Here is a 24,757-nt window from a genome sequence, read left to right as displayed (position 1 = left end):
GTCGACGGCCGCTCCGAGCGGCTTTATTTGCACGTATGCACGCCAACTCATGCATTCCGTGTGGCAAACTCGTTTTCTCTTGTTAACTTGCCACCGCTCGCATGAACCTGTCCCGCACCATCCTCGCCTTGTCCCTGGCCCTTGTCGGCAGCCACGCAGCCGCCGCCGATCCCTATTTCCGTTACCCGGCCGTGCGCGGCAACACCGTCGTGTTCACCGCCGAAGGCGACCTCTGGCGCACCACGACGGCCGGCGGCAAGGCCACGCGCCTGACTACCCACCCGTCCGCCGAAACCCACGCCGCCATTTCGCACGACGGCAAGTACGTCGCCTTTGCCGCCTCCTACGAAGGCGCCCAGGAAGCCTATGTGATGCCGATCGAGGGCGGCCTGCCCAAGCGCGTCACTTTCGAAAACGGCGGCGTCACGGTCCTCGGCTGGACGAAAGCAGGCGAGGTCCTGGTCAGCACCGAGAACTCGGTCGGCCCGTCGAAACACCGCGTGGTGGCCGCGCTCGACCCGGTGAAGCTGGCGCGCCGCGTGCTGCCGCTGGCCGACGCCAACGACGCCGCCCTGAGCGACGACGGCAAGACCGTCTGGTTCACGCGCATGGGCCTGGCCATGACCAACGATAACGTCAAGTCCTACCGCGGCGGCGCCACCGCCCAGCTGTGGCGCTACGAACTGGGCGGCAAGAGCGAGGCCCAGCAGCTGTTCAAGGGCGACCCGGCCAACAACCGCCGCGCCATGCTCTGGCAGGGCCGCCTCTACTTCATCAGCGATGCCGGTGGCGCCGACAACCTCTGGTCCGCCAACCCGGACGGCTCCGACCGGCGCCAGCTCACGCAGCACAAGGAATGGGACGTGCGCAGCGCCTCGCTGGGCGACGGCCGCATCGCCTACCAGCTCGGCGCCGACCTGCACGTGTTCGACATCGCCAGCGGCCAGGACAGCCGCCTGGACGCGAGTTTGCTGTCGGACTTCGACCAGCAGCGCATGCGCCGCGTGAAGTCGCCGCTCGAAGCACTCACCAGCATCGAGCCGGCCAGCAAGGCCGAGCGAATCGTCATCACCGCGCGTGGCCGCGTGACGATTGCCGGCACCGGCAAGCACCGCCGCGTCGAGATCGCCGTGCCGGATGGCGCCCGTGCCCGCAGCGCCGTCTTCTCGCACGACGACAAATGGGTGTACGCGATTGCCGACACCAGCGGCGAAAACGAAATCTGGCGCTACGCCGCCGACGGTTCCGGCAGCGGCGAGCGCCTGACGACGGACGGCGCTTCGCACCGCGCGGCCCTGTATCCTTCGCCCGACGGCAAATGGCTGGCCCATACCGACAAGAAGGGCCGCACCTGGCTGCTGGATCTCGACAAGAAGACCAACGTCATCATCGACGACGCCGGCCAGGCCGGCATCGACCGCCCGGACCAGGTGGTGTGGTCGCCGGACAGCCGCAACCTGAGTTTTGTCCGCGCCGGTTCCAGCGAGCAGCGCAACCAGATCGGCTTATTCAACCTGGTAACGAAGCAGATGGCCTTCGTGACCACCGACCGCTACGAATCGCATGCGCCGGTGTTCTCGCCTGACGGCAAATGGCTGTACTTCCTCTCGGCCCGCAACTTCAACCTGGGTAACGCCTCGCCCTGGGGCGACCGCAACATGGGGCCGGTGTTCGACAAGCGCGTCGGCGTGTATGCGCTGGCGCTGCAGCCGGGCTCGCGCTTCCCGTTCAAGCCGGAAGACGAGCTGACCAAGCCGGAAGAAAAGTCGCCCGAAGCCGCCGCGCGCGAAGCGATCAAGTCGCCGGACGACCGCGACGCCGACAAGAGCGCAGCGGTGGCAGCGGCGGCAGCCGCAGCCACCGCGACTGCAAAGACATCTGCAGCCGCCGAGAAACCGAAGGCGCCGACGCCGGCCATCGTGTATGCCGGCCTGCGCGAGCGTCTGTACGAAGTGCCGGTCGAATCGGGCAACTACAGCGCGCTGGCCATTGACGACAAGCGCCTGTACCTGCTCGACGCCGAAGAGGGCGGCAAGGGCACCCTCAAGACGCTGGAAGTCTCGCGCAGCACGCCGAAACCCGAGACCTTTGCCGCCAACGTGCGCGAGTTCGGCCTGACCACGGACCGCAAGCACGTGTTCTATCGCACCTTCGCCAAGGGTACGCCGGGCGACATGCTGGTCGTCGACACCGGCGCCAAGGCCCCGGCCGACCTGAGCAAGGCCAGGATCAAGGTCGACGACTGGGCGCTGAGTTCGAACCCGCGCATGGAGTGGGTGCAGATGTTCAACGACGCCTGGCGCATGCACCGCGACTTCCTGTACGACGCCAACATGCGCGGCATCGACTGGAACGCCGTGCGCAAGCGCTACGCGCCGCTGGTCGAGCGCGTGACCGACCGCGCCGAACTCGACGACGTGCTTGGCATGATGGTGGGCGAAGTCGGCGCGCTGCACTCGCAGATCCGTCCGGGCGACCTGCGCCGCGCCGCCGCCGAGGGCACGCCGTCCAGCCTGGGCGCGGTGCTGACGCGCACCGGCGAAGGCTACCGCGTCGACCGCGTCTACCGCAGCGAGCCGGAACTGCCGTCGGAAGCCGGGCCACTGTCGGCGCCGGACGTCGACGTCAAGGAAGGCGACATCATCCTGGCCGTGAACGGCAAGTCCGCGACGGGCGCGCGCGACATCGCCGACCTGCTGCTGGACCAGGCCGACAAGCAGGTGCTGCTGCAGGTGAAGAGCCCGGGCGGCAAGCCGCGCCAGGCCATCGTGACGCCGGTGTCGATGACCAGGCACGCCAGCCTGCGCTACGCCGACTGGGAGCAGGGCAGGGCCCAGCAGACCGACAGCGCCTCGAAGGGCAAGATCGGCTACCTGCACCTGCGTGCGATGGTCACGCGCGACATCAACGCCTTTGCGCGCGACTTCTACGCCAACATCAACAAGGAAGGCCTGGTGATCGATGTGCGCCGCAACAACGGCGGCAATATCGACAGCTGGATCATCGAGAAGCTGCTGCGCCGCTCCTGGGCCTTCTGGGCATCGAACGGCAAGCAGCCGCAGTCGAACATGCAGAACACCTTCCGCGGCCACCTGGTGGTGCTGGTCGATGAGCTGACGTATTCGGATGGCGAGACCTTTGCCGCCGGCGTCAAGGCGCTGAAGCTTGGGCCGCTGGTCGGCAAGCGCACCGCCGGCGCCGGCGTGTGGCTGAGCGACGGCAACGGCCTGCTGGACAACGGCATGGCGCGCGTGGCGGAGTTCGGACAGTTCTCGACCGATGGCGAATGGCTGATCGAAGGCGTGGGCGTGGCGCCGGATGTCGAGGTCGACAATTTGCCGCACGAGACCTTCGAAGGGCGCGACCGCCAGCTGGAAGTGGCGATCGAGCTGCTGCAGAAGAAGATGCAGGAGCAGCCGGTCAAGCCGTGGAAGCCGGCGGCGATTCCGGCACTGAAGCGGCAGTGATGTGGCGCGCGGCGTCCCAGTGACGCCGCGACCGCGCATGTTATGACATTGGTGGGTACAAATACCCACCCTACAAAATCCGATTGATCGTGAGTCGCCGTAGGGTGGGTTCTCGAACCCACCATCCCATCGCCTGCTCATCGGCGAAATCGGTTGTACTTCACACGCCCGTCACATTAAGTTTCTACACTGCAAGTATTCCTTCACTTCACCCTACCGTGATGCGACTTGCACGACTCCACACCGGCACCAAGCTCCTCGCTTCCTTCGCCATCGTTTCCCTGCTCATCGTCGTGATTGCCGTAGTTGCCGTATGGCGCATGCACGCCGCCGACGCCCTCACCGCCGACCTGGTCGACGACAAGCTCGCCAAGCAGCAATTGGTTTCCGACCTGCTCGGCCTCGAACGCCTGAACGGCTCGCGCACGGTTGCGATTGCCCGCAGCGACAGCCTGGAACTGGCCGACTACTTCCAGGCCCAGCTGGCCGATGGCCGCAAGCTGCGCACCGCCGTCATCGCCAAACTGGACAAACTGCCCGCCAGCACCCGCGAACGCAGCCTGAAACAGGCCGCTGCCCAGCACGACAAGACACTGGCCGCCGCCCAGGCCGACCTGTTCCGCGCCAAGGACCTCGGCCAGACCAACGTGGTCGAAGACATCATCGGCTCGCGCTGGGAGCCCGCCTTCAAGGCCCAGACTGCCGCCCTCGAGGCCCTGCTGGCCCACGAGGCAAACGAAGCGCGCCGCCTGGCCGACGAATCGGCGTCCAGCACCGCCTTCAGCAAGGCCCTGCTGCTGGCGCTGGGCGCCGCCGCACTGGCCATCGGCGCGCTGCTGGCCTGGCTCCTGACGCGCAACATCGTCGGCCCGCTGCAGCAGGCGGTCGGCCTGGCCGAACAGGTGGCCCACGGCGATTTGCGCCCGACCATTGAACACACGCGGGGCGACGAGATCGGCCGCCTGTTCGACGCCCTGAACGGCATGACCGGCGGCGTCTCGCACACCGTGGCCCAGGTGCTGCAAGGCGCGTATGCCATCGATTCCGCGTCCAACGAAATCGCCGACGGCAACCACGACCTCTCGCAGCGCACCGAGCGCCAGGCCGCATCGCTGCGCCAGACCGTCGGCGCGATGGATGCCCTGGCCGGCGCCATCGCCGACAACAACGCCAGTTCGCGCCGTGCCAACAGCCTGGCGCAAACCGCGTCGAACGTGGCCGGCGAGGGCGCGGCGGCCGTCGAGCAGCTGGTCGCGCGCATGGAGGCGATCAAGGCCTCGGCCGCGCGCATTGTCGACATCACCGGCATGATCGACAGCATCGCCTTCCAGACGAATATCCTGGCCCTGAACGCGGCGGTGGAAGCGGCGCGCGCCGGCGAGCAGGGTCGTGGCTTTGCCGTGGTGGCGTCCGAGGTGCGCAACCTGGCCCAGCGCTCGGCCCAGGCGGCGAAAGAGATCAAGAACCTGATCGGCGCCTCGAACGCCGAGATCGCATCCGGCACCGGCATCGCGAACGCGGCCGGCGCCACCATGCGCGCCGTGCTCGCCCATGTGCACGACGTGGCCGCGATCCTGGCAGCCATCGACAGCGCCAGCGCCAGCCAGGCCGGTGGCGTGGCCCAGGTCGGACGCGCGATCGCGGAGATGGATGTCTCGACCCAGCAGAACGCGGCAATGGTCGAGGAAGCGGCGGCCGCCGCGGAATCGATGCGCGAGCAGGCGGCCGAACTGGCGCGCCTGGTCGGCACCTTCAAATTGCGCGGCGGCCCGGTGCAAGCCGCCGCTGCAGTGCATGAAATCGCACCTGAAATTGCACCTCCGCCTGCACCGCAGCGGCTGGCACTGGCCGCCTGATGGCGCAGCGGGCCGCAGCCCGCAGTCCGGTCAAACGGCGTCGAGCGCGCGCTGCAGATCCGCGCGCTGGTCTTCCAGGTGCTCGATGCCCACCGACAGGCGGATCAGGCTGTCGCCGATCCCCAGTTCCGCGCGCTGCGCCGGCGGAATCGTCGCATGCGTCATCAGCGCCGGATGCTCGATCAGGCTCTCGACGCCGCCCAGGCTCTCGGCCAGCGTGAACACGCGGCAGGTTTCCAGGAAGCGGCGCGAGCCGGCCAAATCGGTATCGAGCTCGATCGAGATGATGCCCCCGAAAGCATCCATCTGGCGCCGCGCCAGCGCGTGCTGCGGGTGCGATTCCAGCCCCGGGTAATGCACCTTGCGCACTTTCGGTTCGCGCTCCAGCCACTGCGCCAGGTCCAGGGCATTGGCGCTGCTGCGTTCCACGCGCAGGGCCAGGGTCTTGATCCCGCGCAGCACCAGGAAGCTGTCGAACGGTCCCTGGATCGCGCCGACCGCGTTCTGGATGAAGCCGAGACCTTCGCGCAGTTCCGCATGGTGATCGGCCTGGCCGACCACCGCCACGCCGCCGATCACGTCCGAGTGGCCGTTCATGTACTTGGTGGTCGAGTGCACCACGATGTCGATGCCCAGTTCCAGCGGGCGCTGGTTGATCGGGCTGGCGAAGGTGTTGTCGCACACGCTGACGATGCCGCGCTCGCGGCACAGCGTCGCGATCGCCCGCAGATCGGCCAGCTTCAGCATCGGGTTGGTCGGCGTCTCGACCCAGACCATCTTCGTTTCAGGCGTGATTGCGGCAGCCAGCGCTTCCGGGTCGGCCAGGTTCACGTAGCTGAAGCTGTGGCCGGCGCTTTTCCTGCGCACGCGCTCGAACAGGCGGTAGGTGCCGCCGTACATGTCGTCGCCGGCCACGATGTGCGAGCCGGCCGGCAGCAGTTCCAGCACTGCCGAAATGGCGGCCAGGCCGGAAGCGAAGGCAAACGCGGCGCTGCCGCTTTCGATGTCGGCCACGCAGCGCTCCAGCGCCCAGCGCGTGGGATTGTGCGAGCGGCCATAGTCCAGGCCCTTGTGCACGCCCGGGCTCTCCTGCACGAAGGTCGAGGTGGCGAAGATCGGCGGCATCACCGCCCCGGTGCTGGGGTCGGGCGCCTGGCCGCCGTGGATGACGCGGGTAGCGAGGTGCTGTTTGTTGATGGTATCGGTCACGATAGGGTCCTGCGCAGATGGTTGAGAAGGTCGAAGCGGGTGATCAGGCCATAGAACTTGTCGTCCTCGAGAATCACCGCGGTCAGGCCGCGGTCGAGGATACTGCGTAACTGGGCCATGCTGCTCGACGGCTTGAGGGTTTGCAGATGCGCCGTCATGGTCGTCGACACCGGCGACTTGAAGTGCCCCGGTTCGTCGATCACGTGCAGCAGCAAGTCGGATTCGTCGATGATGCCGACCAGGCGGCCCTTGTCGATCACGGGCATCTGGGCCAGGTCGCTGCTGCGCATGCGGTTGAAGGCGGTGAGCAGGGTGTCGTTCGGCGCCAGGCTGACGACTTCGCCGGCGTCGAAACGGCGTCCGATCAGGTCGCGCAGGTCGCCCAGTTCCGGGCGCTGCAACAGGCCCTGGTCGACCATCCAGCCATCGCTGTAGACCTTGGTCAGGTAGCGGGTGCCGGTATCGCAGACGAAGGTGACGACGCGTTTCGGCGTAGTCTGTTCGCGGCAATAGCGCAGGGCGGCGGCGAGCAGGGTGCCGGTCGAGGAACCAGCCAGGATGCCTTCGCGCTGCAGCAGGGCGCGCGCGGTGTTGAAGCTTTCCTCGTCGCTGATCGAATAGGCGCTCTTCACGCGCGACAAATCGGCGATGCCGGGAATGAAGTCTTCGCCGATGCCCTCGACGGCCCAGGAGCCGGCGTCTTTCGACAAGTGCCCGGTCTGCACGTATTCGGTCAGGATCGAACCCTGCGGGTCGGCCAGCACGAATTCCAGGTTCGGCTGGGCGTGCCTGAAGAAGTTGGACAGGCCGGTGAGCGTGCCGGACGAACCCACGCCGACCACGATGGCGTCGAGATTGTGGTCGGTCTGCTGCCAGATTTCCGGGCCGGTGGTGGTTTCGTGGGCGCGCGGATTGGCGAGGTTGTTGAACTGGTCGGCGAACCAGGCGCCGGGAATCGACTGCGCCAAACGCGCCGCCACGTCCTGGTAGTACTCGGGGTGGCCCTTGCCGACGTCCGAGCGGGTCAGGTGGATTTCGGCGCCCAGGGCTTTGAGGTGCAGCACCTTTTCGGCGGCCATCTTGTCGGGCACCACCAGCACCACGCGGTAACCCTTGATGCGCGCCACCAGGGCCAGGCCCAGGCCGGTATTTCCGGCGGTGGCCTCGACCACGGTGCCGCCCGGCTGCAGGCGACCGTCGAGCTCGGCTGCTTCGATCATGGCCACGCCGATGCGGTCCTTGATCGAACCGCCGGGGTTTTGCGATTCCAGTTTCAGGAACAGCTGGCAGGGGCCAGTGTCCATGCGCGTGACTTGCACCAGCGGGGTATTGCCTATCAGCGAGAAAATCGCTGCTTGAGTCGGGTGTTCCAGATCGCGTTGCATGTTGCCTCCGAAGGAGCGCCTTGTGGACGCCGTGAACGCAGGAAAGAGGGCGCAGATGGGCGCCGGTCGTGAAGAACAAGACATCTTACGGCGATCCGTGGACGCGGGTTTGAACTGGCGCGAACGGTGTACGAGCGGCGCCGCGAGACATCGAAGGCCGCCACCTTAGCATGTATAGTCATGTTTGTTTAATAAGATAATCGCATATCGGTATGCGATTCATGCGCTCAGCTTTTGAAGGCATGGTTGCGGCCGGGACGCCATGTGAACGCTCAATCGCGCTACCCGATCGGCATATGATTTTGTCAATTGTTATTGCCGCCGGGTGCTATACTGCCCCATCTTTCTCGCCTGGATAATCGGACACCATGAGCTTCAAGCGCCTCCTTTCCCTGACCGCAGCCGCCGCGCTGCTCGTGCTGTCCGCCTGTGGTGGCCATGGCGTCGAGCTGGGCGATTTCACTGTGGCGAACAAAGTGGAAGGCGATGCGCCTTTCGAGCTGACGCCCCCCAGCTCGAAGAGTCCCGGCGCATTCACTTTCACCAGCAGCAATCCGCAGGTGGCCAGCATCGCCGGCAGGACCGTGACCGTGCACCTTGCCGGCACCACCACCATCACCGCGTCGCAGCCCGAGGTCGGCAGCTACAACCCCACGTCCACCAGCACCGTGCTCACCGTGACGGAACGGGTTTGCGAAGCGCCGTCGGTGCGCCAGAACGGGCAATGCGTGGCGCCGGCCAGCACCGCCGGCTTCGTCACGGTTGGCGAAACCCTGTGGATGCCGGCCGAGAACCTGTTCACCTGGGCCAAGGCCGACGCCTACTGCAAGAACACGACAATCCAGGGCAAGACCGGCTGGAAACTGCCGGCGCAAGCCGACCTGGACGCGCTGATCAAATCCGGGCAACTGGCGGGGCAAAATTGGGCGACAGGCCATGCCTGGGTTGCGGAGGCAGGCAGTGGCAACAATACCCATGTGGCGCTGAACCTGGCAGGCGGGGCGTCGACGTCCTTCGAGAGCGAGGTCAAGGCTTACGTGACCTGCGTGCGCTGAGCCTGCCGATTGATGGCCCGGCGCGCTCCCAGGCGCGCCACGGCGCTGACGCTTGAATCGCTGCGCCCTGGTCCGCGCTAGGCGAACAGGGCGATCATCGCGTCGTCCCAGGCGTGGCCTGCGGACGACCATGCACCGCCGGGCGCCACCGGCGGAAAGCCGGTCCGGCACCGCCCCTGGCGCGCGCTGAAGTCGAAGACGGCGTGCGGATAGTCATTGATGAGCAGGACCGCCTTCAGGCCGTCTTGCGACCAGCCGATCCTCGCCATCGAAGGACGGGCGCGATCCGTCACGTTGTTGGCGTTATAGATGTGCAGGGCATCCTGGATCGCGTTGCCCTCGGCCTGCGTATCGAGCGCATAAAAATAACCGGTATCGCCATCGTCTTCGAACACGGCGACGAAGCGGCCCTCAGGAGAATTGCCTCCGACCACGGTTTCGCGCCCAGCGAAAAATTCTTCTTCAGCAGTAGTGATAATTGGCATAGGGGTGAAATTCAGAATGCTTGCGCCGGCATGCCAGCACATTTTGGTGGCGCTGCGGATGTGTCGAACTCGCTAGAATGCACACTGTACATGATTGCTACTTGTTACTTGTAAGGTTCTGCGGGCGAGGGCAGGCGAGAGGGCTTCGCCGGCGAGACCGTCGATACGAGGTTGAAACGATGCGCCTGTCGCAAGGTATCCGCACCGTCGCGGCGATCGAGGCCTCAAAAGGTCTGGTGGTGCTGCTGACCGGTTTCGGCCTGTTTGCGCTGCTGCACCGGGATGTGCAGCAGCTGGCCGAATCACTGGTGCGCCACGCGCACCTGAATCCCGCTTCCCACACGCCGCGCGTGTTCCTGGAATTCGCCGGCAAGCTGGACAATACACACCTGATGCAGCTGGCGGCAGCGGCGCTGGCGTATTCCGCCGTGCGCATGATCGAGGCGTATGGCCTCTGGTATCAACGCACCTGGGGCGAGGGCTTCGCCGCGGCCAGCGGCGCGGTCTACCTGCCTTTCGAATTCCGGGAACTGTTCCACCAGCCCAGCCTGCTCAGCGCCTGCCTGCTGGCCGTCAACCTGGGCGTGGTCGGCTTCATGATCTACAGCCTGCGCCGGCGCCGGGCCGCCCGGACCATCTAGTTCCGTGGCCGGCGCGGCTGCGTGCAAACGCAGGCGGCAGCCTCAGGATGCGGCCGGCTTGCCTTCCAGCGGCCATGCCAGGCGCACCACCGTGCCGCCGCCGCTACGGCGCGCCACGGTCAAGCGCCCACCCACGCGCGCCGCACGTTCGTGCATCCCGGGCAGGCCCCAATGGCCTTTGCGGCCGCCCGCATCCAGCACGGCGTCGTCGATCCCCTTGCCGTCGTCGCTCACGTCGAGTATCAACTGCCCGTCCCGGCATGCAAGCCGGACCTCGATATGGCGCGCATTGGCATGCCGGGCAGCGTTGCGCAAGGCTTCGCGTGCGATCTCGACGACGTCTTCGCCGATGGCCGGGCTGGCCTTTACCGCCGTGTCGTCGAGCAGGATCGACACAGTCGTGCCGGGACTGGTTTCCTGCAGCGAGTGTACGGTCGCGGCGAGCGCCTCCTCGAAGGCGGCGGTTTCGTTGCGCAGGCCCTGCAGCTGGTCGCGGCCCTCGGTAATGGCATGGCGCGCTTCGCCCAGCACCTGTTCGAGCTTGCGGCGAACCTCGCCTTCCGCCGGCAAGGCGCCGACCACCGTGTCCAGGCGCAGGACAAGTCCCTGCACGGTCTGCAGGAAGGTATCGTGGAGCGTCCGGGCAATGCGCTCGCGTTCGGCATTGCGCACCTCGATGCGCTCGGCCACGCGCCGGGTCAGGTAGCGCACCCGGTAGCGGTGCAGCGAATAGACCAGCGCCGCCAGCAGCAGCACGCACAGCGCCTGGAAAGGGCGGCTTTCGAACAGGGTCGGCGCCACCCGCAGGTCGACGGTGGCCGCCCCCGCGCTGGGAACGCCGTCCTCGTTCGTGGCACGCACATGGAAGCGGTAAGCGCCAGGGCCGACATTGTTGTAGAACGCGGTGCGGCGGTTGCCTGCGCTTTGCCAGTCGGGGTCGACGCCGTCGAGCCGGTACTGGAAGCGCATGGCTTCGGGCCGGCCGATGCCAGGCGCCGTGAAGCCGATGCTGAATTCGCCGGCGCCGGGCCCGAGGTCGACTGGCCCAGGCTCGGACGACCCCGCAGCCAGTGCCAGCTCGCCCGACTGCACGCCGAGCACCGCGACGCTCGGCGCATACCCGTTGCGGCGCCAGGAGCGGGTGTCGATGCTGACCACGCCGCCCGAGGCGGCCAGCCAGATGCGGCCGGCGCCATCGGCGACGGCGGTAGGCAGGCGCGTTTCGGTGACGGCCTGGCCCGGATAGCCCTCGAGTGCGCCAATGAGTTCGTAGCGCAGCGGCTGGGCCGGGTCGGCGACGCTGCGTTGCCAGTCCGCGCGCCGCACGTACAGTACGCCGCGCGCGCCGTTCAGCCAGCGGTCGCCCGCGGCCGTGACGTGCATGCCGGTGAGGTTGCTCAGCACGTCGGGATCGGCGGCGCGCAGGAGGTCGATGCGGCCGTCCTTCAGCACGCCCAGGCCGCGCTCGCCGCTGATGGCAACGCCGTCCTGGGTGAAGATGGCCGATGCCAGGCCAACGGCCGTGGCATCGAAGACCTGCTGGCGGCCATTGTCGTACAACACCAGCTCGCCGTCGCCCAGGCCGAGCCAGAGCTGCCCCGGCGCGCCGGTGGCGGAGACAAAGATTTTGGGCGGTAGCTTGAAATGGCTGCGCGGCAGCCACTTGCCGCCGACCAGGCCCATCAGCCCAGTCTCGATGCTGGCAATCCACAGCACCTTGCCGTCGTCGCGCATGCCGATCAGGCGCAAGTCCACGGGCTTGCCATCCGGCCCCGGCGGCAGCGCGATGTGCTCGACGGTGCCGCAACGGTTCACCTCGATCGAGCGCTTCCCGCCCAGCAGCAGGGCGCCGCGATGGTCGTTGCCGACCACGGTCACCTCGCGGCCCGCTTCGAGGCGCGGCGTCGCGCCCGGCGCCAGGCGCCACAAGGCGCCGCTGCGCGAGTCGGCGGCCCAGACCACGCCCGCGCAATCGCGGGCCAGGCTGTAATGCAGGCCGGCGCCGGGCAGGGGCGAACGCAACACGCGCTGCGCCCGGAAGCGGTCCAGCCCGTGCTGGGTGGCGACCCAGACGTTGCCCTCGCGGTCTTCGAGCACGGTCCGTGGATCGTCGCCGGTCAGCGATGCCACCGCGATATGGGCGTCGGCGTCCTTGCCCATGTCGAATCCGGCCCTTGCCGCCGCCGCGCCGTAGCGCAGGTGGACGCCGCGCGCGCCGTCCGGCGTCCACAGCGTGCCGTCGGCGTCGAACTGGCCGCCGGAGCGCGATTCCGACTGGTTGAACCAGGCGGGGCGCGGGCGGGGCTGCACTGCACTGCCGGTGGCTGGCGACAGCAGCCGCAGCTGGCCGCGCTGCACCAGCCACAGGCGCCCGTCCGGCGACAGGGTGAGTTTGCCGCCGCTCGCGGCAACCCGGTCGAAGCGGCCGCTCGCGCGGTCCAGGCGCCAGACGTTCCTGTCGTCGGCGGCCCAGAGCTGGCCGTCGCCGTCGAGCAGCATGCTGTCGAAACCATCGGCATCGAGCCTGCCCTCGATCGCGGCCTTGTGCCAGGCCTTGCCGTCGAAGCGGTGCAGGCCGGTCGAGGCCGCGGCCCAGACGCTGCCGTCGCTGTCGATTGCCACGACGTCGATGCCGCGAATCGGCTCGGCGGCGTCCGGGATGTCCTCGAGCCGCCCATCCGGATGCAGGACCGACAGCCGGCCGGCCACGTAGATGATCCACAGCTTGCCGTTCGCTTCGGCGTGCAGCCCGGCGATGCGCGCCCGCGTCAGCAGTCCGCGCGCCGGCAGCGCATACCGTACGAAGCGGTCGCCATCGAAGCGGTACAGGCCATCGGAGGTGCCGAGCCAGAGCCAGCCGTCGGGCGTCTGGGCCATGGCGGTAACCGGCGGCGGCCCGCCTTCGAGCGCGGTCCAGCGCGTGTGCGAGGTGTTCGCAATGCCCACTTCCGCGGGCAGGGCGGCGGCCGGCCCGGCCCAGGCCAGCAGGCACAGGAAGCCGATGAACCCAATGATGCGCGAATGGCAGGACAGGAAGAGCGGTTTCAGCACGGTGGGCATTCGGTAGATGGACAAACGGCACCAGTGTAGCGCCGGGATGGAAACGATACCAGATGCTTGCCACGATGCCGCCAGGCGCATGGGCTTCAGGCGCCTGCTTTTACCCGCCGCCACAAGGTCGTGCGGCTGATCCCGAGATGGCGCGCAGCGGCATCGCGCGAGCCGCCGAAGCGCGCGATGACATCGGCGGTGCTTTCCGTGAAAGCGGCCGGCATGGGCGTCGTGATCGCAGTTGGCGTAGCGGAGCCGGTCAGCGAACCTTGCCCCAGTTCCGGCGCCACCGACAGCAGGAAGCCCGGCGTCAGCGCCTGCAAGGGCTCCGCCGCCAGGAACAAGGCGAGCCGCTCCATCAGGTTGCGCAGCTCGCGCACATTGCCCGGCCAGCCATACCGCTCCAGCAGCGGCGCGCAGGCCGTCAATTCCGCATGCAGGTTCGGATGCGGCCGCGCCCCGAGCGCCGCCAGCGACTGCTTCAGCGACCACTGAGCCAGCGGCGCGATATCGGCCGCGCGCGCACGCAGCGGCGGCAGCGCCAGGCGCAGCACCGCCAGCCGATAAAACAGGTCGGCGCGGAAGCGCCCCTCGCGCACGCGCGCCTCCAGGTCGCAGTGGGTGGCGCTGATCACCCGCACCTCGATCGGCACCGGGCGCGTGCCGCCCACACGCATCACTTCGCGTTCTTCCAGCACGCGCAGCAGCCGCGTTTGCAGGGCCAGCGGCATCTCGCCGATCTCGTCGAGGAACAGCGTGCCGCGGTTTGCCGCCTCGAACAGCCCCGCATGCCCGCCGCGCCGCGCGCCGGTGAATGCGCCTTCCTCGTGCCCGAACAGTTCCGATTCCAGCAGCGACTCGGCAATCGCCCCGCAATTCACGGCGACGAAGGGCCGGTTCGCGCCCAGGCTGCGCGGTCCTTCGCGGTGGATCGCCTGCGCCACCAGTTCCTTGCCGCTGCCGGTCTCGCCCTGGATCAGGACGGTGGCCGGCGAGCGCGCATACAGCACCACCGATTGCCGCAGCCTTTCCATTGCCTCGGATTCGCCGCGCAAATCGTTCAGGCCACGCCGTGCGCGCCGCGGCTCGTTCGACGGTCCGCGCCGGATGCGGTTCGCTTCCAGCTGCGTCAGGCGCGCCAGTTCCAGCGCATCGTCGAAGGCCTGGCGGATCGAGGCCGCCGAGTACAGGAACACGCTGCTCAAGCCCGCTTCCTCGGCCAGGTCGGTAATCAGGCCGGCGCCGATCACGACCTCGATCCCGTTCGTCTTCATTTCCTTGATCGCGGCGCGCGCATCCTCGCGCGTCACGTAGGTGCGCTGGGCGATGGTGAGGCCGAAGGTGGCGCTGAAGTCGGCCAGTTCCGGCAAGGGCTGCTGGTAGCTGATCACGCCGATGCGGCTGGAGACCTTGCGCGCGCGGGCCAGCGCCTGCATCACGTCGAAGCCGCTGGCCTTGGCGACAACCACCGGCGCCGACACGCGCCCTTTCAAATAGGCGCCGTTCGAGCCGGCCGCAATCACCACGTCGCAGCGCTCGTTCGCCATGCGTTCGCGGATGTGGCGCGCCGCCTCGTCGAAACCGAGCTTGATCGGCTCGATGGTGGCGAGGTGGTCGTACTCGAGCGTGATGTCGCGGAACAGGTCGGACAGGCGCGAAACCGACACGGTCCAGATGACCGGCTTGTCGGCTTCCTGGGGCAGGGGAGAGAGAGGGCGCATGTTGCAATTCTACTGCAACGGTGTTGCGACAATGTTTCAAGCTGAAACATGATTGAAACAGCACGGATATTGATACAGCAGGCTGCTCCACGCTAAACGTTTGAACTATCAGGCTTTTCAGCAGCCCAAACCGTGCCGGCCGTGCTGGCATGCTCTTTGCAATTACCGAGGTATTCATTTGTCGAACCACCAGGAGACCCCATGATCCAATCGCCAGGCGCACTGTTCCGTCGCGCCGTCCAGGAAGAATCGCCGCTGCAGGTTGTCGGCGCCATCAACGCGAATCACGCCCTGCTGGCCAAGCGCGCCGGCTTCAAGGCCATCTACCTGTCGGGTGGCGGCGTGGCGGCCGGTTCGCTCGGCCTGCCGGACCTGGGCATCTCGAACCTGGACGACGTGCTCACCGACGTGCGCCGCATTACCGACGTCTGCGACTTGCCGCTGCTGGTCGACGTTGATACCGGCTTCGGTGCCTCGGCCTTCAACGTGGCGCGTACCGTGAAGTCGATGATCAAGTTCGGCGCCGCCGCCATGCACATCGAAGACCAGGTCGGCGCCAAGCGCTGCGGCCACCGTCCGGGCAAGGAAATCGTCTCGAAAGGCGAGATGGTCGACCGCATCAAGGCCGCCGTCGATGCGCGTACCGACGAGAATTTCGTCATCATGGCGCGCACCGATGCGCTGGCCGTGGAAGGCATCGACGCCGCCATCGAGCGCGCCGTGGCCTGCGTCGAAGCCGGCGCCGACATGATCTTCCCGGAAGCCATGACCGATCTCGCCATGTATTCGAAATTCGCGAAAGCCGTCGGCGTGCCGATCCTGGCCAACATCACCGAATTCGGCTCGACCCCGCTGTTCACGGTCGATGAGCTGAAAACCGCCGACGTCGGCATCGTCTTGTACCCGCTGTCCGCTTTCCGCGCCATGAACAAGGCGGCCGAAAACGTCTACACTGCGATTCGCCGCGACGGCAGCCAGCAAGCCGTGGTCGATACCATGCAGACCCGCGCCGAACTGTACGAGCGCATCAATTACCACGACTTCGAGCAGCACCTCGACGCCCTCTTCGCGGCTCAACATTCAGCGCAAAAGAAATAATCGAAAACAGGAGACCTAACATGAGCGAACAACAAGCCCCAACTTTCAAGCCGAAAAAATCCGTGGCCCTGTCGGGCGTCGCCGCCGGTAACACCGCCCTGTGCTCGGTCGGCAAATCGGGCAATGACCTGCATTACCGCGGCTACGACATCCTGGATGTGGCCAACTCCTGCGAATTCGAGGAAATCGCCTACCTGCTGGTGCACGGCAAGCTGCCGACCGGCGCCGAGCTGCGCGGCTACAAGGCCAAGCTGAAATCCCTGCGCGGCCTGCCGCAAGCCGTGAAGCTGGCGCTGGAAGCGCTGCCGGCCGGCAGCCACCCGATGGACGTGATGCGCACCGGCGTCTCGATCCTGGGCTGCGCGCTGCCGGAAAAGGACGACCACAACATCGCCGGCGCACGCGACATCGCCGACCGCCTGATGGCCTCGTTCGGCTCGATGCTGCTGTACTGGTACCACTTCAGCCACAACGGCAAGCGCATCGAAACCGAGACCGACGACGAATCCATCGGCGGCCACTTCCTGCACCTGCTGCACGGCCATAAACCGTCCGATGAATGGGTGCGCGCGATGCACACCTCGCTCATCCTCTACGCAGAACACGAGTTCAACGCCTCGACCTTCACCGCGCGCGTGATCGCCGGCACCGGCTCCGACATGCACTCGGCGATTACCGGCGCCATCGGCGCGCTGCGCGGGCCGAAGCACGGCGGCGCCAACGAAGTCGCGCTCGACATCCAGAAGCGCTACGAAAACGCCGACGAAGCCGAGGCCGACATCCGCAACCGCGTGGCGAACAAAGAAGTCGTGATCGGCTTCGGCCACCCCGTGTACACGATTTCCGACCCGCGCAACGTGGTCATCAAGGAAGTGGCGCGCACGCTGTCGGCATCGGGCGGTTCGATGAAGATGTTCGACATCGCCGAGCGCCTGGAATCGGTGATGTGGGAAGTGAAGAAGATGTTCCCGAACCTGGACTGGTTCTCGGCCGTGTCGTACCACATGATGGGCGTGCCGACCGCGATGTTCACGCCGCTCTTCGTCATTTCGCGTACCTCGGGCTGGGCTGCCCACGTGATCGAGCAGCGCATCGACAACAAGATCATCCGCCCGAGCGCGAACTATGTCGGTCCGGAAGACCTCCAGTTCGTACCGATCGCCGACCGTAGCTGATGGACACGCTGCCCGCCACCGCACCCACGCTGCGCCAGCTCGGCCCCGCCGATGCCGCGCGCTACCGTGCGCTGCGGCTGGCGGGCCTGCGCGCCTTTCCGCATGCCTTTCGTCCTTCGTATGACGAGGCGGTGCTGCAGCCGCTGTCCTGGGCCGAAGGGCGCCTGAATAAAGCCGGGGAATACTGGTTCGGCGCCTTCGACGGCATCGAGCTGGTCGGCGCCATCTGCCTGCGCACGCAGGAAGGGCAGAAGAACCGCCACTCCGCCAGCCTGAATGCGCTGGTCGTCGATCCCGGGCGCCAGCGCCAGGGCATCGCCTCCGCGCTGGTCGCCTGCCTGATCGGCTTCGCCCGCTCGCTCGGCCATGTCCGCCAGATCACGCTCACCGTCATCGACGGGAATGCAGCGGCCATCGGCCTGTACGAGCGCTTCGGCTTCCGGCAGTTCGGCCTGGAACCGGACGCTTTCCTGCATGACGGGCAGTATTACGCCAAGCAGCATCGACAACTATTTTTAGTAACACCATCATCATGAACAACGCATACCGCAAACCCCTGCACGGCACCAATCTGCATTACTTCGACGCGCGCGCAGCCGTCGACGAAATCGAGGCCGGCGCCTGGGACAAGCTCCCGTACACCTCGCGCGTGCTGGCCGAAAACCTGGTGCGCCGCTGCGAGCCGATGGCGCTGGTGCCATCGCTGAAACAGCTCATCGAGCGCAAACGCGATCTCGACTTCCCCTGGTTCCCGGCGCGCGTGGTCTGCCACGACATCCTGGGCCAGACCGCGCTGGTCGACCTGGCCGGCCTGCGCGACGCCATCGCCCTCGAAGGCGGGAATCCGGCCCTGGTGAACCCGGTGGTGCCGACCCAGCTGGTGGTCGACCACTCGCTGGCGGTGGAATGCGGCGGCTTCGACCCCGACGCCTTTGCCAAGAACCGCGCCATCGAAGACCGCCGCAACGAAGACCGCTTCCACTTCATCGACTGGACCAAGAAGGCCTTCCAGAACGTGGACGTGATCCCGCCCGGGAACGGCATCCTGCACCAGATTAACCTGGAGCGCATGTCGCCGGTCATCCAGGTCAAGGATGGCGTGGCCTTCCCGGACACCCTGGTCGGCACCGACTCGCACACCCCGATGGTCGACGCGCTCGGCGTGATCGCCATCGGCGTGGGCGGCCTGGAAGCCGAGAGCGTGATGCTGGGCCGCGCATCCTACATGCGCCTGCCCGACATCGTCGGCGTCGAGCTCACTGGCAAGCCGCAGCCGGGCATCACCGCCACCGACGTGGTGCTGGCGCTGACCGAGTTCCTGCGCGCCTCGAAAGTCGTGTCGACCTGGCTCGAATTCTATGGCGAAGGCGCGGCCAGGCTGACGCTGGGCGACCGCGCGACCATCTCCAACATGGCGCCGGAATTCGGCGCCACCGCCGCGATGTTCTACATCGACGAGCAGACCATCAAGTACCTGAAGCTCACCGGCCGCGAAGACGACACCGTCAAGCTGGTCGAGCTCTATGCGCAGGAAACCGGCCTGTGGGCCGATGCGTTGACCACCGCCGAGTACGAGCGCGTGCTGCACTTCGATCTGTCGACGGTGGTGCGGAATATCGCCGGTCCGTCGAACCCGCACAAGCGCGTGCCGACCTCCGAGCTTGCTGCACGCGGCATCGCCGGCGTGGTCGAAAATGAGCCGGGCCGCATGCCTGATGGCGCGGTCATCATCGCGGCGATTACCAGCTGCACCAACACGAATAACCCGCGCAACATGATCGCCGCCGGCCTGCTGGCGCGCAATGCGAATGCGCGCGGCCTGCTGCGCAAACCGTGGGTCAAGTCTTCGCTGGCGCCGGGCTCGAAAGCGGTGTCGCTGTACCTGGAAGAAGCGGGCCTGATGCCGGAACTGGAGCAGCTGGGCTTTGGCGTGGTGGCCTTTGCCTGCACCACCTGTAATGGCATGAGCGGCGCGCTCGACCCGGTGATCCAGCAGGAGATCGTCGAGCGCGATCTGTACGCCACCGCCGTATTGTCGGGCAACCGCAACTTCGACGGCCGCATCCACCCGTACGCGAAGCAGGCCTTCCTGGCGTCGCCGCCGCTGGTGATCGCGTATGCGATTGCCGGCACGATCCGTTTCGATATCGAGAAGGATGTGCTGGGCATCGACAGCAACGGCCAGCCGGTGAAGCTGGCCGACATCTGGCCGACCGACGAGGAAATCGACGCCGTCATCGAACAGAGCGTGAAGCCCGAGCAGTTCCGCAAGGTCTACACGCCGATGTTCGCGCGCGTGGCGATTGAAGCCGAAGCCGTGTCGCCGCTGTACGACTGGCGCGAGATGAGCACCTACATCCGCCGTCCGCCGTACTGGGAAGGCGCGCTGGCCGGGGAACGGTCCTTGTCCGGCATGCGCGCGCTGGCGGTATTGGGCGACAACATCACCACCGACCATTTGTCGCCATCGAATGCGATCATGATGGACAGCGCGGCTGGCGAATACCTGTTCAAGATGGGCTTGCCGGAGGAAGACTTCAACTCCTACGCTACCCACCGCGGCGACCACCTGACCGCGCAGCGCGCGACGTTTGCGAATCCGACCCTCAAGAACGAGATGGTGCGCCATGCGGACGGTTCTGTCCGTGCCGGCTCTTTGGCGCGCATCGAGCCGGAAGGGCAGGTCACGCGCATGTGGGAAGCCATCGAGACCTACATGGAGCGCAAGCAGCCGCTGATCGTGGTGGCCGGCGCCGACTACGGCCAGGGCTCGTCGCGCGACTGGGCGGCCAAGGGCGTGCGTTTGGCGGGTGTGGAGGCGATCGTGGCCGAGGGCTTCGAGCGCATCCACCGTACGAACCTGGTGGGCATGGGCGTGCTGCCGCTGGAGTTTTTGCCGGGCGTGAACCGCCTGACGCTGGGGCTGGACGGGACCGAGACCTATGACGTGATCGGCGAGCGCACGCCGCGTGCGGTGCTCACCCTTGTGGTGAATCGCCGCAACGGCGAGCGGGTAGAGGTGCCGGTCACCTGCCGGCTGGATACGGCGGAAGAGGTGTCGATCTATGAGGCGGGCGGGGTGCTGCAGCGGTTTGCGCAGGATTTCCTCGCGTCGTCGAAGGTCGCCGCTTAAGGTTGACGTTTGCGGGCGATGCGTCACCGTCCGCGGCGTTGTTTGAGACACGTAACCGCGTGGGCAGTAGGGCTGGCATTTAGCCAGCCCTACTGCCCACGCGGTACGCACCCAACACCCGGACACGTACGGCGAAACGTCGCCCGCACAATCAAACAGGACCACGAACAAATGGCACACACTCCCCAAATCAAAATCCCCGCCACCTACATGCGCGGCGGCACCAGCAAAGGCGTCTTCTTCCGCCTGCAAGACCTGCCGCAAGCGGCCCGACAACCCGGCCCGGCCCGCGACAAACTCCTGCTGCGCGTCATCGGCAGCCCCGACCCCTACGGCAAGCAGATCGACGGCATGGGCGGCGCCACCTCCAGCACCAGCAAATCCGTCATCGTCTCCAAAAGTACAAGAGCGGACCACGACGTCGACTACCTGTTCGGCCAGGTCGCCATCGACAAGGCCTTCGTCGACTGGTCCGGCAACTGCGGCAACCTGTCCTCGGCCGTCGGCTCGTTCGCTATTCAAGGAGGCCTGGTCGATAAAGACCGCATCCCGCAAAACGGCATGGCCACGGTCCGCATCTGGCAAGCCAACATCGGCAAGACCATCATCGCCCACGTCCCGGTCACGAATGGTGAAGTCCAGGAAACCGGCGACTTCGAACTCGACGGCGTGACCTTCCCGGCCGCCGAAGTCCAGCTCGAATTCATGGACCCGGCGGCCGACGAGGAGGGCGCCGGCGGCTCGATGTTCCCGACCGGGAACCTGGTCGACGACCTCGACGTCCCGGGCCTCGGCACCCTGAAGGTCACGATGATCAACGCCGGCATCCCGACCATCTTCCTGAACGCCGCCGACGTCGGCTATACCGGCGCCGAGCTGCAAGAGGCGATTAACGGCGACCCGAAGGCGCTGGTGCTGTTCGAAACCATCCGTGCCAGCGGCGCCGTGCGCATGGGCCTGATCAAGCACGCCGACGAAGCGGCCGGCCGCCAGCACACGCCGAAGGTGGCTTTCGTTGCGCCGCCACTGGCCTACACGGCGTCGAGCGGCAAGCAGGTACAAGCCGGGGACATCGACCTGGTCGTGCGCGCGCTCTCGATGGGCAAACTCCACCACGCGATGATGGGCACCGCCGCCGTGGCGATCGGCACCGCGGCCGCCGTGCCGGGCACGCTGGTCAACCTGGCCGCCGGCGGCGGCACGCCGGGCGCGGTGCGCTTCGGCCACCCGTCCGGCACCCTGCGCGTGGGCGCCGAGGCCGTGCAGAAGGACGGCGAATGGAGCGTCACCAAGGCCGTGATGAGCCGCAGCGCGCGCGTGCTGATGGAAGGCTGGGTGCGGGTGCCGGGCGACACCTTCTGAGCGTCGGATAGTGCCAGCAGGCGGGCAGGTGGCGTCAATACGACGGCGGCTGCCCGTCTTTGTTTCAAAACTTTCCATTGTGCTAGTAGTTTTTACCCGGCGTGGTTTATGATCTGGCAACGCAAAAGCGGCCCGGACCCAGAGGCCGCAGCCTGGGATGCACCCTGAAGATGGACAGAATGCCTAGCCAACCCGCCCTCGTCGCCGATGCCTTGCGGCTGCTGGGCGCACCTGCCTGCGCCTGCGATGGCGCCGGCATCATCATTGCCGCCAACGATGCGCTGGGCCTGCTGCTCGGCGCTTCGCCGCTGGGCCGCGCCCTGCCTGAACTCTTCGTCGACGCCGCCGCCCAGACCGCCGAAGGCCAGCTGGTGCAAGCCTTGCACCTCGGCTGCAACTGGCATGGCGTGCTGGGCGCGGCCAGGGGCAGGGTAGAGGTACAGGTGCGTTCGCAGCCGCTCGCGCATGGCGGCGCCAGCCTCGTCTTCGCCGACGTCAGCGCCTACGAGCAGGGCCGCGAGACCCTGCGCACCACGGTGCTGGAGCAGCGCGTGCTGATCGAGAACGCGCCGGTCGGCATCCTGTTCACCCAGGGCGGGCGCATGCGCAGCTGTAACCCGCGCCTGGCCGCGATGGCCGGCTACACCCCCGAGGAGCTGGCCTGCGTGGCGCCGGTCGACATGTTCGAGTCGCCCGAAGCCTTTGTCCACTTCATGAACGGCGCCTTCGGCACCATCGCCCAGGGCCAGGTGTATGAAAAGACGGGCCAGCGCTTTCGCCGCCGCGACGGCTCGCTGTTCTGGTGCCGCGTGCGCGCCCACCTGGTCGAGCCGGACCGGCGCGAAGCCGGCACCATCTGGATCGTCGAGGACATCACCGAGGCGCGCCGCGCCCAGCTCGAAGTCGAGGCATTGCTCACGAATTCGGCGCTGGCGATCATCTTCACCCGCGAGCGCGCCATCACCCGCTGCAACGGCGGCTTTCGCGAGATGTTCGGCTACCCGGCCGAGAGCGCGCTGCCAACCCACGTGCGCGGCCTGTACGCCGACGACGCGGCCTGCGACGCCATCGGTGCCGCCGCCTTCGAACAGTTCGCGCTGGGCCGCTCCTACACCACCGAGACCGCGATGGTGCGCGCCGACGGCACGCCGCTCTGGGTGCAGCTGATCGGCTTCATGGTCAATCCCGAGGAGCCCTTGCACGGCAATGCCTGGATCGTCGAAGACCGCACCCGCCACAAGCGCAGCGAAGAATCGCTGCGCGACGCGCTGCTGGAAAACCAGGCCATCCTCGACAGCGCGGTGCTCGGCATCGCCGTGGTCGAGAACGGCCACATCCTGCACTGCAACCGCAAGATGGAAGAGCTGTTCGGCTGCGTGCCAGGAGGTATCGGCGCGGTGTCGGTGCGTACGCTCTACCCGGACGCCGATGCCTGGCAGGCCGCGCGTGCAGAGACCGCGCGCGACTTCGCGGCCGCACGCGTGCACGTGTCCGAGCATTGCCTGATCCGGCGCGACGGCGAGGTGTTCTGGGCGCGCCTGTCCGGGCGGCCTTTCGACCTGGAGAACCCGGGCGGGCGCAGCGTGTGGATGGTCGACGACGTCACGGCCCAGCGCGAGGCGGCCGAGGAAGTGCGGCGCGCGCGCGACGAGCTCGAAGTGCGTGTGGCCGAGCGCACCGCCGAACTGGCCGGTGCGAACGCCTTGCTGCAGGACGAGATCCTGGAACGGCGCCAGGCCGAGGCGCGCGTGCACCACATGGCCTACCACGACAGCCTGACCGGCCTGCCGAACCGCGCGCTGCTGGCCGACCGCATGGAGCAGGCGATCCTGGCGGCAGGGCGCTCGAACACCAAGCTGGCGGTGATGTTCATCGACCTCGACCGCTTCAAGACCATCAACGATTCGCTCGGCCACCTGACCGGCGACTACCTGCTGAAGGAAGTCGCGAATCGCCTGTGCCGCGCGGTGCGCGCCAGCGATACCGTGGCGCGCCTGGGCGGCGACGAATTCGTGGTGCTGGTGCCGGGCGTGCATGCCAGCATCGAGTGCGACGCGGTGGGCGACAAGATCATCGAGGCGCTGGCCCTGCCGGTGCCGGTGGACGGCCACAGCCTGCACATCTCGCCCTCGATCGGCATCTGCCTGTACCCGGACGACGGCGCCGACGTCGAGACCCTGATGCGCCATGCCGACAGCGCCATGTACCACGCCAAGGCGGCCGGCCGCAACAACTACCAGTTCTTCAACCAGCGCATCAACCAGGCCGCGGCGCGCCACTTCGAGCTCGAATCGAACCTGCGCGCGGCGCTGGCGAACGGCGAGTTCGAACCCTTCTACCAGCCGATCATGGACATGGCCACGCGCCGCGTGCATGCGCTGGAAGTGCTGCTGCGCTGGCGCCGCCCCGGCATCGGCCTGGCGCTGCCGGACGACTTCATTCCGATTTTGGAAGAAAACGGCATGATCGTGCCGGTAGGCGAGTGGGTGATCCGCCGCGCCTGCGAGCAGAGCATGGCCTGGCAGCGCCAGGGCTTGCCGCCGGTGCCGCTGGCGATCAATCTGTCGGCGCGCCAGTTCATGCACCGCGCGCTGGTGGCCTCGATCCGGCGCATCGTCGACGAGACCGGGATCGACCCGACCCTGGTCGAATTCGAGATCACCGAATCGGCGCTGATGCAGCACAGCGAGCAGACGCTGGAGATCCTCGGCCAGATCAACCGCATGGGCATGCGCCTGTCGATCGACGACTTCGGCACCGGCTACTCGAGCCTGGCCTACCTGAAGCGCTTCCCGGTCCGCAAGATCAAGATCGACCGCGCCTTTATCCGCGAGCTCGAGGCCAGCAGCGAGGACCGCGCGATCGTCGCGGCCGTGATGGCGCTGGCGAACAGCCTGCAGCTGCAGGTGGTGGCGGAAGGGGTGGAGACCGAGGAGCAGCTGGCGCTGCTGCAAGGGTATGGCTGCCAGTACGTGCAGGGCTGGCTGTTTGCAAAGGCGCTCGATAGCGAGGCGACGCGGGAATTGCTGGCCGCGGACGCGCAGACGTAACCGCGTGGGCACAAGTGCCCACCCTACGCATACATCGGCCAGTGGCTTTGGATACCGTAGGGTGGGCGC

Annotated in this window: 15 protein-coding genes; 10 read left to right on the top strand and 5 right to left on the bottom strand. The window is 67.0% G+C overall.

Going from position 1 to position 24,757, the window contains the following annotated elements; all coding sequences use genetic code 11:
* Positions 1 to 101 precede the first annotated feature (101 nt).
* Positions 102 to 3,467 (top strand): S41 family peptidase, encoded by a 3,366-nt coding sequence (locus tag QWL29_RS05115; RefSeq protein WP_305821807.1) that lies wholly within the window; start codon positions 102 to 104, stop codon positions 3,465 to 3,467.
* Positions 3,468 to 3,688: 221 nt separating this feature from the next.
* Positions 3,689 to 5,323: a methyl-accepting chemotaxis protein gene (locus QWL29_RS05110; protein ID WP_305821806.1), complete on the top strand. Its 1,635-nt coding sequence runs from the start codon at positions 3,689 to 3,691 to the stop codon at positions 5,321 to 5,323.
* 30 nt (positions 5,324 to 5,353) lie between these two features.
* Here QWL29_RS05110 and QWL29_RS05105 read toward each other — a convergent pair whose 3' ends face one another.
* Both QWL29_RS05105 and QWL29_RS05100 read right to left on the bottom strand, forming a co-directional pair.
* On the bottom strand, positions 5,354 to 6,532 hold the full coding sequence (locus QWL29_RS05105; protein ID WP_305821805.1) for a trans-sulfuration enzyme family protein: 1,179 nt from the start codon (positions 6,530 to 6,532) through the stop codon (positions 5,354 to 5,356).
* Positions 6,529 to 7,917 carry a pyridoxal-phosphate dependent enzyme gene (locus QWL29_RS05100; protein WP_305821804.1) on the bottom strand — a complete coding sequence of 463 codons (1,389 nt, stop codon included), beginning with the start codon at positions 7,915 to 7,917 and terminating at the stop codon, positions 6,529 to 6,531. The genes QWL29_RS05105 and QWL29_RS05100 overlap by 4 nt, the downstream gene beginning before the upstream one ends.
* Before the next feature lie 368 nt (positions 7,918 to 8,285).
* Here QWL29_RS05100 and QWL29_RS05095 point away from each other — a divergent pair, with 368 nt between their 5' ends.
* Positions 8,286 to 8,972 carry a hypothetical protein gene (locus QWL29_RS05095; protein WP_305821803.1) on the top strand — a complete coding sequence of 229 codons (687 nt, stop codon included), beginning with the start codon at positions 8,286 to 8,288 and terminating at the stop codon, positions 8,970 to 8,972.
* Between the two features lie 77 nt (positions 8,973 to 9,049).
* Here QWL29_RS05095 and QWL29_RS05090 read toward each other — a convergent pair whose 3' ends face one another.
* Positions 9,050 to 9,457, bottom strand: coding sequence for a DUF2251 domain-containing protein (locus QWL29_RS05090; protein ID WP_305821802.1), 408 nt, complete (start codon positions 9,455 to 9,457; stop codon positions 9,050 to 9,052).
* Between the two features lie 179 nt (positions 9,458 to 9,636).
* Between QWL29_RS05090 and QWL29_RS05085 the strand changes: the two genes are divergently transcribed.
* On the top strand, positions 9,637 to 10,098 hold the full coding sequence (locus QWL29_RS05085; RefSeq protein ID WP_305821801.1) for a DUF2127 domain-containing protein: 462 nt from the start codon (positions 9,637 to 9,639) through the stop codon (positions 10,096 to 10,098).
* 42 nt (positions 10,099 to 10,140) lie between these two features.
* On the opposite strand, the gene QWL29_RS05080 is transcribed toward QWL29_RS05085, so the two are convergent.
* Positions 10,141 to 13,149: a sensor histidine kinase gene (locus QWL29_RS05080; protein WP_305821800.1), complete on the bottom strand. Its 3,009-nt coding sequence runs from the start codon at positions 13,147 to 13,149 to the stop codon at positions 10,141 to 10,143.
* Between the two features lie 95 nt (positions 13,150 to 13,244).
* Positions 13,245 to 14,870, bottom strand: a complete 1,626-nt coding sequence (prpR, locus tag QWL29_RS05075; RefSeq protein ID WP_305821799.1) for a propionate catabolism operon regulatory protein PrpR — start codon at positions 14,868 to 14,870, stop codon at positions 13,245 to 13,247.
* A gap of 201 nt (positions 14,871 to 15,071) precedes the next feature.
* Between prpR and prpB the strand changes: the two genes are divergently transcribed.
* The 6 genes from prpB (at position 15,072) to QWL29_RS05045 (ending at position 24,688) form a co-directional block, all read left to right on the top strand.
* A complete protein-coding gene (gene prpB, locus QWL29_RS05070; RefSeq protein WP_305821798.1) occupies positions 15,072 to 15,968 on the top strand; it encodes a methylisocitrate lyase in 897 nt (298 codons plus the stop codon).
* Positions 15,969 to 15,988: 20 nt separating this feature from the next.
* Positions 15,989 to 17,143, top strand: coding sequence for a bifunctional 2-methylcitrate synthase/citrate synthase (gene prpC / locus QWL29_RS05065; protein WP_305821797.1), 1,155 nt, complete (start codon positions 15,989 to 15,991; stop codon positions 17,141 to 17,143).
* Positions 17,143 to 17,679, top strand: a complete 537-nt coding sequence (locus QWL29_RS05060) for a GNAT family N-acetyltransferase (RefSeq protein ID WP_305821796.1) — start codon at positions 17,143 to 17,145, stop codon at positions 17,677 to 17,679. The genes prpC and QWL29_RS05060 overlap by 1 nt, the downstream gene beginning before the upstream one ends.
* Positions 17,676 to 20,276: a Fe/S-dependent 2-methylisocitrate dehydratase AcnD gene (gene acnD / locus QWL29_RS05055; protein ID WP_305821795.1), complete on the top strand. Its 2,601-nt coding sequence runs from the start codon at positions 17,676 to 17,678 to the stop codon at positions 20,274 to 20,276. Before QWL29_RS05060 ends, acnD begins: the two co-directional genes overlap by 4 nt.
* A 171-nt stretch (positions 20,277 to 20,447) precedes the next feature.
* Positions 20,448 to 21,638, top strand: a complete 1,191-nt coding sequence (gene prpF / locus QWL29_RS05050; protein WP_305821794.1) for a 2-methylaconitate cis-trans isomerase PrpF — start codon at positions 20,448 to 20,450, stop codon at positions 21,636 to 21,638.
* A gap of 179 nt (positions 21,639 to 21,817) precedes the next feature.
* Complete coding sequence (locus QWL29_RS05045) at positions 21,818 to 24,688, top strand: sensor domain-containing protein (protein ID WP_308634901.1); 2,871 nt, start codon at positions 21,818 to 21,820, stop codon at positions 24,686 to 24,688.
* Positions 24,689 to 24,757: the final 69 nt, after the last annotated feature.

Origin of the sequence: Massilia brevitalea, from assembly GCF_030711405.1 — a bacterium.
Taxonomy (GTDB): domain Bacteria; phylum Pseudomonadota; class Gammaproteobacteria; order Burkholderiales; family Burkholderiaceae_D; genus Telluria; species Telluria brevitalea.
This window is presented reverse-complemented; position numbering and strand designations above follow the sequence as displayed.